Genomic DNA, 13,474 nt, shown 5'->3' on the forward strand with positions numbered 1-13,474 from the left:
TCGATGGACCTGGTCTCCGTCACCGAACTCCACCGCCCGCGTACCCGCGACGAGGCGCACGAGGCGCTGCTGGCCGGTGCGGTGCCCCTGGCCGGAGGGACCGCGCTGCACGGCGAGGCGTACCTCCATCCCGCCGGCGCCGCGGCGCCACCGGGGGAGGACACACCGCCGCTCACCGGGCTCGTGGACCTGCTCGACCTGGGCTGGCCCGACGTCGAGGCCCTGCCCGACGGCGGCCTGCGGGTGGCGGCGACCGCGTCGCTGCGGACCGTGCTCGACCACCCGCTCACCGCGGAGCTGCGCCCGTTCCTCCACGACGCCTTCTCCTGCCTGCTCGCCTCGTGGAAGATCTGGGCCCGCGCCACCTGGGGAGGCAACCTCTGCGCCGCTCTGCCGGCCGGAGCCGGCACCGCCGCGGCCTGCACCCTCGGGGCGACCGCCGAGATCTGGACCCCGGACGGTGGCACCCGCACGATCCCCGCCGCGGACGTGGTGACCGGACCGGGCCGGACCTCCCTGGCCCCGGGGGAGATCTTGCGAGCGCTGCGCATCCCCGCCGCGGCGGGTCGTGCGCGTTACGCCGTCCGGCGGCACTCGCTGGTACCCAGCGGCCGCTCGGGGTCGGTGGTCACGGGCCGTCTGGACCCCGACGGCCGCTGCACGCTGGTCGTCACCGCCGCGGTGCCGGCCCCGCACGTCCTGGAGTGGGATGCCGCGCCCCCGCCCGAAGTCGCCGCGGCGGCAGTCCGCGATCTGCCCCACTGGTACGACGACCCCCAGGGCCACCCGAGGTGGCGCCGACACGTCGCGGGGATCGCGGCCCTCGCCGTCGTCGTCGAACTGAGCGGCGGCCCCGGCACCCACTCCGGCACCAACCCCGGACAGGAGGAGCAGTCATGAAGATCTCGGTCGACGGGCGCGGATACGCGCCCACCCCGCGCCCCGGCCAGTGCCTGCGGACGCTGCTGCGAGAGCTCGGGCAGTTCGCGGTCAAGAAGGGGTGCGACACCGGTGACTGTGGCGCGTGCACGGTGCTGGTCGACGGCGTGCCCACGCACTCCTGTGTGCTCCCGGCCCACCGCGCGGAGGGGGCCGAGGTGAGGACGGCCGCCGGGGTGTCCGACGAGGTCCCGGCGGCGTTCGCCCGCGCCGCCGGGTTCCAGTGCGGGTTCTGCACGGCGGGGATGGTCACCACCGTCACCGGACTGGACCACGCACCGTGTTCCCGCGACGGGGGCCCGGCCGCTCGGACTGCCGCGATGAAGGGCAACCTGTGCCGCTGCACCGGTTACCGCGCGATCGAGGACGCGCTCGACGGCGCCGCGAACACCTGCCCGGCCGGGGGCATCGGCCGCCCGGTCGCCGCGCCCGCCACCGAGCGCGTGGTGCGCGGAGCCGAACCCTTCACCCTGGACACCGAGCTCACCGGCTGCGCCCATCTGGCGGTGTTGCGCTCCCCGCACGCGCACGCCCGGATCGTGGAGATCGACGCCACCCGCGCGCTCGCCATGGACGGCGTGGTGGCCGTCCTGACCCACCACGACGACCCCGACGTGCTGTTCTCCACCGCCCGCCACCAGCGGCGCACCGACGACCCCGACGACACCCGCGTGCTGGACCCGGTGGTGCGCTACCACGGTCAACGTGTGGCCGCCGTGGTGGCCGAGACCCCCCAGCTCGCCCGCCTGGCCTGCGAGGAGATCAGCGTCCGGTACGAGGTGCTGCCGTCGGTGCTCGACCCCGAGGCCGCGCGGCGACCCGGGGCGCCGACCATCCACGGGGACAAGAGCCCCGCGTCCCGGATCGCCGACCCCGCGCGCAACGTGGTGGCGAGGTGGCGCGGCGCGGTGGGGGACGTCGAGGCCGGGGTGGACCGCGCCGCGCACGTGGTCACGGGCACCTGGAGCACCTCGCGGGTGCAGCACACGCACCTGGAGACGCACGCGGTGATCGTCCGCCACGTCGACGGCGGGCCCCGGTGCGGGGGCGCGCTCGACATCCGCTCGTCCACGCAGGTGCCGTTCCTCGTCCGCGACGAGCTGGCGTGGATCTTCGGTCTGGAACGGGAGGATCTTCGCGTGCACGCCGCCCGCGTGGGCGGCGGGTTCGGGGCCAAGCAGGAGATGATCGTCGAGGACCTGGCCGTGCTGGCCGCCCTGCGGACCGGGCGCGACGTGGTGTGGGAGTACAGCCGCGCCGAGCAGTTCACCTCCGCCACCGTGCGCCACCCCTACCGGGTGACGGCGACGGTCGCGTGCGATGCCCGCGGCCGGCTCACCGCGCTGGACCTGGACGTGCTGTCCGACGCGGGCGCGTACGGCGGGCACTCGGCGGGCGTGATGTTCCACTCGATCACCGAGTCGGTGGAGCTGTACCGCTGCCCGGCCAAGCGCGTGTCGGCGGAGGCCGTCTACACCACCACCGTGCCGTCGGGGGCCTTCCGCGGGTACGGACTGGGGGAGGTGGGGTTCGCGCTCGAGAGCGCGCTGGACGAGCTCGCCGACGCCGCCGGGATCGACCCCCTCGAGCTGCGGCGGCGCAACGTGGTGCGCCCGGGTGACCGGTTGGTGAGTTCGGCGGGCGACGACGACGAGCTGGCCCTGTCCTCCTACGGACTCGACCACTGCCTGGACCTGGTCGCCGGGGCACTGGAGTCGGGGCGAGGGGACCCGGCCCCACCCGGATGGTCCGAGGGGACCGGCGTCGCGCTGTGCATGATCGCCACCAACCCGCCCGGGGGCCACCACGGCTCGGCCCGCGTGGAGATCGACGCCGACGGCATCGTGCACGCCTACGTGGGCACCGCGGAGTTCGGCAACGGCACCGCCACCGTGCACACGCAGATCGTGGCCGAGGTGCTGGCGGTGCCCTCCGACTCGGTGGTGCTGCACGCCTCGGACACCGCGCAGCTCACCCACGACACCGGCGCGTTCGGGTCCGCCGGGACCGTGGTGGGTGGGCGAGCACTGCACCGCGCCGCGACGCGGGTCGCCGACCTGCTCCGTGCCGGCGCCCACCTGCCCGTGTCCGCCGAGGGCTCCGCCGACGGGTTCGGCCGGCAGGCGGCGTTCACCGCCCAGGGGGTGCGCGTGGCCGTGTGCCCCGACACGGGGACGGTGAGGGTCCTGCACAGCGTCCACGCCGTCGACGCCGGGCGGGTCCTCAACCCGCAGCAGTTGCGAGGCCAGGTGGAGGGCGGCGTCGCGCAGGCACTGGGGGCGGCGCTATACGAGCAGGTGATGCTCGACGACACCGGTGCGGTGACCAACGCGACCCTGCGCCACTACCACCCGCCCCGCATGGGTGATGTGCCGCGCACCGAGGTCTTCTTTGCCGACACCGTGGAACCGCAGGGTGTGCTGGGCGCCAAGTCCATGTCCGAGGCGCCCTACTGTCCGGTCGCCGCGGCGGTGGGGATCGCGGTCCGGCGGGCCACCGGGGTGAGACAGGACTCGATCCCGCTGACGCCGGACCGGGTGTGGATGCGATCGTTCGCCCCCGACCCCGCCGGTGCCACTCCCACCGAGCCGGTCGGGGTCAGGTCATGAGCGCGCGAGTCCTGCGGATCACCGGCGCCAGCGCGGTGTGGTCGCCGGGGCTCGGGTTCGCCGACGCCGCCACGGTGGAGTGCGTGGACGGGCGGATCGCCGCTGGTCCCACTGCCGCTGGTCCCGTCGACACTGGCCTCGTCGACACTGGCCCCGTCGACACCCTGGACGCCGGGGGCGGCGTGGTCACCCCGGGCCTGGTCAACGCGCACCATCACCTGCTGCAGAGTGCGTTCCGGACGCTGCCCGGAACGCGCGGGGTGGAGATGTCGGTCTGGCTCGGGCGGATGCGCGAGGCCTATGTCGCCGCCCGCGTGGACCCGGATCTGGTGGGGCTCGCCGCCCGGGTGGCGCTGGCGGAGTCCCTGCTGTGCGGGGTCACGACCGTCGCTGATCACCTCCTGACCTGGCCACCCGGTGTGGACCCGGTGCAGGTCGCGGGGGCCGCCTTCGACGCCGCCCGCGACGTGGGTGCGCGGCTGGCCTTTGTCCGCGGCACCGCGGGCTGTGACCCGGACGCGGCCGCCTCGTCGGTGGCGGAGATCCACGCGACGCACCTGCCCGGTGCGCGGGGTGGGGTCACAGAGGACGGCATGCGTCAGTTGGCTGTGGGGCCGTCGGGACTCCACGCCGACGGGCCCGCCACGTTCGCCGCCCTCGGCGAGGTCGCGCGGACCCTCGGGCTGCGCCGGCGCACCCAGGCCAACGAGCAGGTCGACGTGGCCCGGGCCGCCGAACTGTACGGTCGCCGCCCTCTGGACCTGCTGGAGGAGTGGGGGTGGCTCGAGCCGGACGTCACCCTGGCGCACCTCTGCGACATCACCGACTCCGAGGTGGCACTGGTCGCGGGGAGCGGGGCCACCGTCACCCACGCCCCGGCCTGCGACCTGCCGATGGGGTGGGGAGTCGCCCCCGTGGCTCGACTGCTCGACCACGGGGTGCGCGTCGGACTGGGCACCTCGGGCGGCGGGAGCAACGACGCCGGGCACCTGCTCGCCGACGCCCGGTTGGCGATGCAGGTCGCCCCTCTGGCCGGGCGGCCGCTGGACGCACTGGAGGCGCTGACCATGGCCACCTCCGGCGGCGCGGACGGGCTGGGCCGGCCCGAACTGGGCCGCCTCACGCCGGGATCGGCTGCGGACCTGGTGGTGTGGGACGTCTCCGGGGTCGCCGACGCCGGCGTCGCGGACCCGGCCCGAGGGCTGCTGTGGGCCAATCCGGGCCGCCGGCCCCGCCACGTGGTGGTGGGCGGCCGCGTGGTGGTGCGGGACTTCGAGCTCGTCACCGCCGAGGAGCAGGTGCTGGCCGCGGAGCTGAGCGAGCAGTGCACCCGGCGGCGGATCGGCCGCTGACCTGGGGTGCCCTGCGAAGCCTGTGCAGGGCACCCCAGGTCAGAGCGATGACGAGGTCCGTGCCTCAGGACCCACGGTAAGTGCTGTAGCCGAACGGCGAGAGGATCAGCGGCACGTGGTGGTGGGCGGCCGGATCGGTGACCTCGAAGCACATCACCGCCTCCGGGTAGAAGCCGTGCAGCCCCTGCATGCGGTGGTAGGCCCCGGTATCGAAATGCAGCCGGTACACCCCGGCACCGACCTCGACCCCACCCAGTTCGGGCGCCCGTCCGTCGGCGTCGGTGGCACCGGCGGCGAGTTCCGCGCCGGCGGAGTCGGTGAGCCGGTAGGCCAACCCTGCCGCGGGTGTCCCGGTGGCCGTGTCCAGCGCGTGGGTGCTCAGGGACATCAGGTTCTCCTCACAGTGCGCCCGTGTCGAGCAGCCGGTCCAGCCGCAGCGCATTGATCCTCGCCAGGTGCTCGCGGGTGCACGCGAGCTCCTCGGCTGCGCCGAGTGCGATCCTCCGATCGAGTTCTCCCGCGATCTCCTGCGCCGACATCCCGGTGGCGCAGACGAGGAACGCGTGGCCGAAGTGCTCGGCGTGGCGACGCTGCCCCTCGGACAGGCGCCGGGCCAGCTCGGCGTCCGCGGTCGCTGCCGCGCTCTGCTCCCGGGCCGAGGCGTCGCCGACCGGTTCGGCGGCAGCGCCCGCACCCGCCCCGATCGGCGGGTGCGCGTCGACTGCAGCCAGCACCTCGGCGTCGCTCTGCTCGGCGAGCACCCGCCGGGCCGCGGCGTGCAGCGACTCGCGCGAGCGGTAGGGCCGACCCTCCAGCATCGCCTGTGCCCATCCGGCCGAGCCCGAGAGTTCCGTCAGGATCGGCAACAGATCGTCCGCGGGGACGGTATCGAACCCGCGCAGGGCGGGGGCGTCGGTCGCCGTGGTCGCGGTGGTGTTCTGGGGCATCGGCTCATCATGGCAGCGGGCAGGGCCCGGGTCACCGGTGACGCGGGAGTCGTAACGCGCCGTAACAATCGCTCCCCGGCAGAGTCGCGGCCGGCGGCTCCGCCCGGGGTGCGGTCCCGGGGTGCCGCCCGCGCAGCCGGGTGCGCTGACCTGCGGTGCCCTGCTCGCCCTCCGCAGGGCATCCCAGGTCAGTGCGGTGCGCTCGAGACCGGCACGGCAGACACGCGGCATCGTCAAGGGTCCGGCACGGCGAGCGTCGAGCACGAGGGTCGTAGCCTCGCCACCTTGACCGGTGCTCCGACCTTCGGTGCCCTGCGCGAACCCTGCAGGGCACCGCAGGTCAGAGGCGATGTCGGGCTAAGTAACACGGCCGACACACACACTCGCTAGCGTTCAGAACCGTCGACGCGCACGAGAGGACCTCAGAGGATGAAGCTCACCCCCCGCGAGCTGGACAAGCTCACCCTGTTCACCGCGGCGGAGGTCGCGAGGCGCAGGCTCGAGCGCGGGGTGCTGCTCAACGTCCCGGAGGCCACCGCGCTCATCTCGTGGGAGATCGTCGAGCACGCCCGCGACGGGCGGACGGTCGCCGAGTGCATGGACCTCGGCCGTCGGGTCCTCGACGCCGGCCAGGTCATGGCCGGGGTGGTGGAGCGGCTGCCGATGATCCAGGTGGAGGCCACCTTCCCGGACGGCTCCAAACTGGTCACGGTGCACGATCCCGTCGGCCCGGCGGGGCAGCAGGCGTGACCGCCCACTCACCGGTGCACGAGCACGCCCACCAGCACACAGACCCGGCCACCGCCAGGATCGTCGCGGCGCTGGGTCCGGAATCGGAGCAGATGCCCGACCTCGGCATCCCGTCGGCCGCGCCCGGGCGTGGACTGGCGGACCTGGTGGCGGCGGAGGGGGAGTCGGGTGACCTCGTCGTCGTCGTCCCCATGACGTTCGGCCGGGCACCCACGGTGATCGCCGACTGCGCCCGCACCCTCCGTGACGTCCGGGGCCGCGCCGGCGGCGCGTGGCTCGCGCTGGCCGCGCCGCTGGGCGATGCCACGATGCTGGTCACCCGCCTGCGCGCCGCGATCCGACGCCACGAGCTCGGAGACACCGCAGCCGACTCGGTGCTCGTGGTGAGTCCGGCGATCGACCCGTTCGCCGACGCCGAGCTCTTCCGCCTGGCCCGTCTCGCGCGGCAGTACGGCCGGCCCGGGTTGGTCGAGGTCGCGTTCCACGGCGGCACCGAGCCGGACCCGGACCTGGCCGGCGGTGTCGCGCGGCTCGATGCGCTCGGGTCGGGGCGTCCGATGGTCGTGAGCGCCACGTTAGCCCCGGCGCCGGTCACCGGCCGGGACCTGCCCGGCGAGGGCGAGTACCTCCTGGGTCCGGCGGTGTTGCGCAGCGTGATCGACACCCGCGTGCGCGAGGCGGTCCACCGGCTCGATCACGGACGGGACGGCATCGACGCGGCACTCGACGCCGAGGACGGCCACGGTTACGCCCATTCCCACGTGGCGGCCGACGGCAGCGTCTACACCCACTCGCACTAGCCCCCACTCCACCAGCCCACCACCACACCGACCCCGAGGAGCGCGATGTCCGGATCCGGGAAGTACCAGTACGGCGACGGCGACATCACGCTGGGCGCCGGGCGCGCGACCGTCGAACTCGCGGTGACCAACACCGGGGACCGCGCCGTCCAGGTGGGCTCGCACTACCACTTCTTCGAGGCCAACCGCGAGCTCCGGTTCGACCGGCCCGCCGCCTACGGGCGCCACCTGGCGATCGGCGCGGGCCTGGCGGTGCGGTTCGAACCCGGTCAGACCCGCACGGTGCGGCTGGTGGACTACGCCGGCGAGCGCGTCTGCCACGGCTTCTCCGGGCTGGTCGACGGCCCCCTCTACGATCCGGCCGTGCGTGAGCGCGCGCTGGGGCGCATGCGCGACGGCGGGTTCCTCTGCGACAGCGCGGACGTGGCCGATGACGACGACAACGAGGCCCGGCCGCCCACGGACGGTGTGCCCGTCGCCGAGGGCCCGCCGACCGTGCTCCCGCGCGCGACCTACACCGACATCTACGGACCCACGGTCGGGGACCGACTGACGTTGGCGGACACGGTGTTGACCGTCGAGATCACCACTGATCACAACGCCGTCACCACCGACGGGTCGTCCGGCTACGGCGAGGAGGCCGTCTACGGCGGCGGCAAGGCGATCCGGGACGGCATGGCGCAGGACCCGGCCGGCACGCGGGCCTCGGGCGCGCTCGACCTGGTGATCACCGGGGCCACGATCCTCGACGCCGTGATCGGGGTGGTCAAGGGCGACATCGGGATTCGCGACGGCCGGATCGTGGCCGTGGGCAAGGCCGGGAACCCGCACCTGCAGGACGGAGTGCACCCCGAGCTGGTGATCGGCCCCGGCACGGAGGTGGTGGCGGGCGAGCACAAGATCGTCACCGCCGGGGGAGTGGACACCCACATCCACTTCATCGCCCCACAGCAGGTGGACGAGGCCCTGTCCAACGGGGTGACCACCATGTTCGGCGGAGGGACCGGCCCGTCCGAGGGCACCAAGGGGACCACCTGCACGCCGGGCGCCTGGAACATCGGCCGGATGCTGCAGGCCGCCGACGGGCTGCCGGTGAACATCGGGATCCTGGGCAAGGGCAACACCTCCCAGCCCGAGTCGGCGGTCGAGCAGATCGTGGCCGGGGCGGCCGGGCTGAAGATCCACGAGGACTGGGGGACCACCCCGGCGACCATTCGCTGCGTGCAGGAGGTCGCCGACCAGTACGACGTGCAGGTCGCGATCCACACCGACACCCTCAACGAGTCCGGCTTCTACGAGGACACCCGCGCCGCGTTCGGCGACTCGACCATCCACACCTTCCACTCCGAGGGCGCCGGCGGCGGCCACGCGCCCGACATCCTGCGGGTGTGCGGCGAGCCCAACGTCCTGCCCGCCTCCACCAACCCGACGCTGCCGTACACGGTCAACTCGGTCGACGAGCTGCTCGACATGGTGATGGTCTGCCACCACCTGTCGCACGACATCCCCGAGGACGTCAGCTTCGCCGACTCCCGCGTGCGGGCCGAGACCATCGCCGCCGAGACCGTGCTGCACGACGAGGGCATCATCTCGATCTTCTCGTCCGACTCGCAGGCCATGGGACGGATCGGGGAGTCGTGGCAGCGGGCGTTCCAGACCGCGCACCACTGCCGGGTCGAGCGCGGGCCGCTGCCCGAGGACAGCGAGGGCAACGACAACGAGCGCGTGTTGCGCTACGTCGCCAAGATGACCATCAACCCCGCCATCGCCGCGGGCATCGCCGACCACCTGGGCTCGATCGAGCCAGGCAAGCTCGCGGACCTGGTGGTGTGGCCGGTGGACTCGTTCGCGGCCAAGCCGTCGCTGATCATCAAGGGCGGGATGATCGTGTGGGCGCCGATGGGCGATCCCAACGCGTCGCTGCCCACGCCGCAGCCGGTGATCTACCGGCCGATGTTCGGCGCGTACGGAGGGGCGTTGCAGTCCACGCGGGTGACGTTCCTGTCCTCCGCGGCGATCGAGGCCGGCGTGCCAGAGGAACTGGGCCTGACCTCGCCGTGCCTGCCCGTGCGCGGCTGCCGCGGGATCGGCAAGAAGGACATGGTCCGCAACGACCGCTGCCCGACCATCGAGGTGGATCCCGAGACCTACGTCGTCACCGTCGACGGCGAGCCCGCCACCATCGCCCCGGCCACCACGCTGCCGCTGGCCCAGCTGCACTACCTGGCATGAGCGGCTCCGACCTGTCGCGGCTGCTGCTCGCGTTGCAGTTTACCGACTCGTCCTTCCCCTCCGGGATGTACACCCTGTCCCACGGGCTCGAGGGGCTGGCCCAGCGCGGGGAGGTCGACGCCCGGCGCCTACCGGAGGTGCTGCACTCGATGCTGCGCCACGCCATCGGCCCGGCGGACTCGGTCGCGCTCGCGCTCGCGTGGGCGGCTACCCGCGAGCACGGGGGCCGTGACACGGACGCACTGCTGGACGCGGTGACCCGCATCGACCGGCGACTGCACGCCACCCGGCTGACGCGGGAACTGCGCGACGGCGCCACCCGCACGGGAAAGCAGGTCCTGGACCTGGCGGCCGAGCTGCTCAACGACCCGGTGGTCAGCGCCTGGAACGCGCACGTCAGAGCCCGCCGGTCGCCGGGGTCCCAGTCCGTGGTGATGGGGGTGGTCTACGCGCGCGGGGGGCTGGACCAGCGCGACGCCGTGGCCGCCGACCTCACCGCCGTGGTGATCAGCCTGGCCGGCGCCGCGCTGCGCCTGCGGTTGGCCGACCACCGCAGTGCCCAGGCGCTGGTCCGCGGTGCGGCACCCGTGGTCGAGGAGGTCGCCGACGCCGCCGTCAGCACTGTGTTGGAGGATCTGGGCGGGTTCGCCCCGGTGCTGGACCTGGCCAGTTGCCACCACGAGCACTCCGACGCCCGGCTCTTCGCGAGCTGACGCACACCCACACGCACGCCACCCACACGCACGCCATGACGGAAGGGACGCACATGACCGAGGGACAGAACGTGTTGCGCATCGGGATCGGCGGGCCCGTGGGCTCGGGCAAGACCGCGCTCATCGAGGCGCTGGTGCCCCTGCTCATCGAGCGCGGGCGGGCCCCCGCGGTGATCACCAACGACATCTACACCCAGGAGGACGCCGAGCACGTCCGCCGCACGCTGGCCGGCGTCCTCGACCCCGCCAAGGTGGTGGGCGTGGAGACCGGGTCGTGCCCCCACACCGCCGTCCGCGACGACCCCACCATGAACCTGGCCGTGGGCGCCGAGATGCTCGAGGCCCACCCGGACGTCGACACCCTGATCTTCGAGTCCGGCGGGGACAACCTCACCCTGACGTTCTCGCCCGCTCTGGTGGACCTGTTCCTCTTCGTCCTGGACACCGCCGAGGGCGAGAAGATGCCGCGCAAGCGGGGCCCCGGGATCACCGAGTGCGACCTTCTGGTGATCAACAAGATCGACATCGCCAAATACGTCCGCTGTGACCTGGGGGTGATGAGCTCCGATGCCGACCGCGTGCGCTCCGGCAAGCCGGTCGTGCTGACCGACTGCCTCAGCGGCACCGGGGTCGACGAGGTGTTGGACTACTTCGAGTCGCGTCGCGCGGACCTGCTGCCGAGCGCGTGACCGCACCCCTGTCCCGGGCCGATCGGTTGGCGCGCGCGGCCGACCCCGGCCACGTCTCGGCCGTCGTGGCGGCCGGTCCGGCCTATGCGGCCGGGTCGCTGCCCGTGGGATCGCCGGGGAAGGTCGGCGTCCTGGACCTCGACTACCGGGTCGACGTCGAGGGGCGCACCGTCCTGGCCGACCGCTACCAGAAGTCGCCTCTACAGGTGATGCGCCCGCTGTACGTCGACCCGGTGCTGCCCCACGTGCCGGTGACCTATCTCATGTCGACGGGCGGGGGCGTGGTGGGCGGCGACAGACTAGACATCGACGTCCGGCTGGCCGACCGGTCCCACGCGATGATCACCACCCAGGCCGCCACGCGTATCCACCGCATGGACGCCGGCTTCGCCACGCAGGACGTCACGCTGACGCTGGGGGCCGGCGCGGTGTGCGAGTGGGTTCCCGACCCCCTCATCCCGTACGCCGGGAGCCGGTTCCAGCAGCGGCTGCGGGCGACGGTCCCCGAGGACGCGGTGCTGGTGGTCTCCGACGTCCTCACCGCCGGCCGGGTGGCGCGCGGCGAGCGGTGGGCGGTGGACGCGCTGGTCTCCCAGGTGGAGATCACCCGTCCCGACGGTACCCCGGTGGTGGTGGACACCACGCGGATCATGGGCAGAGCGGGTGCCGGGGTCGGCGCCGGGGTCGGCGCCGGACAGACCGGGCCCGACGACGACATGGTCACCGGCGGGTCCGATGCCATCGGCACACTGTTCGTGCTGGCGCCGGGGCCGGCGGCGGACCTGGCGGCCTCGATGCGTGCGGCCATCGGCTCGAGCGTGGGCGTGCGCTGGGATGAAGTGCGCTGCGGGGTGAGCACCCTGCCCGAGGGGTGCGGGGCGTGGGCCCGGGTGGTGGGCGGCAGCCCGGAGGCGGTGGATGCCGCTGTTCGCGCGGTGTGGTCCGCCGCCCGGAAACACGTCCTGGGGGCGCCGGCGCCGGACCTGCGCAAGGGCTGAGAAACCCAGGGTTCACTGCAGGTGGATCGAGGCAACACAGACGAAACACTGTGGAACCGTGCGGCTCACATGAAACTCATAACTTTGCGTTCATCGAGCGTCGATCCCCGAGAAGCGGGGGCCATCGACAGCCCGCCCACGGCAAGGATGAACCCGCGTGAAATCCATCTCCAGACGCACTGCTGCCGCCGCCGCCCTCGTGGTCCTGGGGGCCGGAGCCCTCACCGCCTGCGGCAACCGCACCTCGGACACCGCCGCGGCTTCCGCGGAATCGTGCGTGGACACCTCAGGCGACACCATCAAGATCGGGTCGCTGCACTCGCTCTCGGGAACCATGGCGATCTCCGAGCGGACCGTGCGAGACTCCGTCGAGCTCGCCGTGGAGCAGATCAACGCCGACGGCGGAGTGATGGGCAAGCAGATCGAGACCGTGGTCGAGGACGGGGCCTCCGACCCGGCCGTGTTCGCGGAGAAGGCGCAGAAGCTCATTACCAGCGACTGCGTGGCCGCGATCTTCGGGGGATGGACCTCCTCCTCCCGCAAGGCCATGCTGCCGGTGGTCGAGGACAACAACGCGCTGCTCTACTACCCCGTCCAGTACGAGGGGCTCGAGGCGTCGGAGAACATCTTCTACACCGGCGCCACCACCAACCAGCAGATCGTCCCGGGGCTGGAGTACCTCAAGGAGCAGGGCGTCGAATCGATGTACCTCGTCGGTTCGGACTACGTCTTCCCGCAGACCGCCAACCGCGTGATCAAGGCGTGGGCGGAGGCCAACGACGTCGAGATCCTCGGTGAGGACTACACGCCGCTCGGGTCCACCGACTTCTCCACCATCGTCAACAAGGTGCGCACCGCCGACCCGGACGCCGTCTTCAACACCCTCAACGGCGACTCCAACGTGGCCTTCTTCCGCGAGTACACCAACGCCGGCCTCACCGCCGAGGACACCCCGGTGGTGAGCGTGTCGATCGCCGAGGAAGAGGTCCAGGGCATCGGCGCGGACAATATCGAGGGCCAGCTCACGTCGTGGAACTACTACCAGACCATCGAGAGTCCGGAGAACACGTCGTTCGTCGAGGCGTTCAAGGCCAAGTACGGCGAGAACAGGGTCACCTCCGACCCCATGGAGGCCGCGTACACCTCGCTGTTCCTGTGGAAGAACACGGTCGAGAAGGCGGGCAGCTTCGACGTCGCCGAGATCCAGGAGAACGCCGGCGGCGTGAGCTTCGACGCCCCGGAGGGCACCGTGACGATCAACGGGGACAACAACCACATCTCCAAGACCGCACTCGTCGGGGAGATCCGCCCCGACGGCCTGATCTACGAGGTGTGGAGCTCGGGCGAGCCCATCGAGCCGGACCCCTTCCTCGAGGGCTACGACTGGGCCGGCGACCTGTCCGGTAACTGACCTAGTCCGAGTCCACCGCCCCCCGCGGCGGTCC

Annotated in this window: 12 protein-coding genes; 10 read left to right on the plus strand and 2 right to left on the minus strand. The window is 72.8% G+C overall.

Features of this window, described 5'->3' with window-relative positions:
- Positions 1-3 precede the first annotated feature (3 nt).
- Genes ABD250_RS02580 through ABD250_RS02590 form a run of 3 tightly spaced genes read left to right on the plus strand, consistent with a single transcriptional unit; the run spans position 4 to position 4,900 of the window.
- Positions 4-900: an FAD binding domain-containing protein gene (locus tag ABD250_RS02580; protein ID WP_344390435.1), complete on the plus strand. Its 897-nt coding sequence runs from the start codon at positions 4-6 to the stop codon at positions 898-900.
- Entirely contained in the window at positions 897-3,548 is a 2,652-nt protein-coding gene (locus ABD250_RS02585; RefSeq protein ID WP_344390437.1) for a molybdopterin-dependent oxidoreductase, read from the plus strand. The genes ABD250_RS02580 and ABD250_RS02585 overlap by 4 nt, the downstream gene beginning before the upstream one ends.
- Complete coding sequence (locus tag ABD250_RS02590) at positions 3,545-4,900, plus strand: amidohydrolase family protein (RefSeq protein ID WP_344390440.1); 1,356 nt, start codon at positions 3,545-3,547, stop codon at positions 4,898-4,900. Before ABD250_RS02585 ends, ABD250_RS02590 begins: the two co-directional genes overlap by 4 nt.
- Positions 4,901-4,964: 64 nt before the next feature.
- On the opposite strand, the gene uraH is transcribed toward ABD250_RS02590, so the two are convergent.
- Positions 4,965-5,288, minus strand: coding sequence for a hydroxyisourate hydrolase (gene uraH, locus ABD250_RS02595; protein WP_344390442.1), 324 nt, complete (start codon positions 5,286-5,288; stop codon positions 4,965-4,967).
- 10 nt (positions 5,289-5,298) lie between these two features.
- On the minus strand, positions 5,299-5,847 hold the full coding sequence (locus ABD250_RS02600) for a 2-oxo-4-hydroxy-4-carboxy-5-ureidoimidazoline decarboxylase (RefSeq protein ID WP_344390443.1): 549 nt from the start codon (positions 5,845-5,847) through the stop codon (positions 5,299-5,301).
- A gap of 429 nt (positions 5,848-6,276) precedes the next feature.
- Between ABD250_RS02600 and ABD250_RS02605 the strand changes: the two genes are divergently transcribed.
- The 7 genes from ABD250_RS02605 to urtA all read left to right on the plus strand — a co-directional run bounded on the left by ABD250_RS02605 (position 6,277) and on the right by urtA (position 13,440).
- Entirely contained in the window at positions 6,277-6,597 is a 321-nt protein-coding gene (locus tag ABD250_RS02605) for an urease subunit gamma (RefSeq protein WP_344390445.1), read from the plus strand.
- On the plus strand, positions 6,594-7,397 hold the full coding sequence (locus tag ABD250_RS02610) for a sirohydrochlorin chelatase family protein (RefSeq protein ID WP_344390447.1): 804 nt from the start codon (positions 6,594-6,596) through the stop codon (positions 7,395-7,397). The genes ABD250_RS02605 and ABD250_RS02610 overlap by 4 nt, the downstream gene beginning before the upstream one ends.
- Positions 7,398-7,442: 45 nt before the next feature.
- Positions 7,443-9,629, plus strand: coding sequence for an urease subunit alpha (gene ureC / locus ABD250_RS02615; RefSeq protein ID WP_344390450.1), 2,187 nt, complete (start codon positions 7,443-7,445; stop codon positions 9,627-9,629).
- A complete protein-coding gene (locus ABD250_RS02620; protein WP_344390452.1) occupies positions 9,626-10,342 on the plus strand; it encodes an urease accessory protein UreF in 717 nt (238 codons plus the stop codon). The genes ureC and ABD250_RS02620 overlap by 4 nt, the downstream gene beginning before the upstream one ends.
- A 53-nt stretch (positions 10,343-10,395) precedes the next feature.
- Entirely contained in the window at positions 10,396-11,031 is a 636-nt protein-coding gene (gene ureG / locus ABD250_RS02625) for an urease accessory protein UreG (protein ID WP_179523264.1), read from the plus strand.
- Positions 11,028-12,029: an urease accessory protein UreD gene (locus tag ABD250_RS02630; RefSeq protein ID WP_344390454.1), complete on the plus strand. Its 1,002-nt coding sequence runs from the start codon at positions 11,028-11,030 to the stop codon at positions 12,027-12,029. Before ureG ends, ABD250_RS02630 begins: the two co-directional genes overlap by 4 nt.
- A gap of 157 nt (positions 12,030-12,186) precedes the next feature.
- Positions 12,187-13,440, plus strand: coding sequence for an urea ABC transporter substrate-binding protein (urtA, locus tag ABD250_RS02635; RefSeq protein WP_182610273.1), 1,254 nt, complete (start codon positions 12,187-12,189; stop codon positions 13,438-13,440).
- Positions 13,441-13,474: the final 34 nt, after the last annotated feature.

This window comes from Dietzia cercidiphylli (assembly GCF_039531545.1).
Classification (GTDB): domain Bacteria; phylum Actinomycetota; class Actinomycetes; order Mycobacteriales; family Mycobacteriaceae; genus Dietzia; species Dietzia natronolimnaea.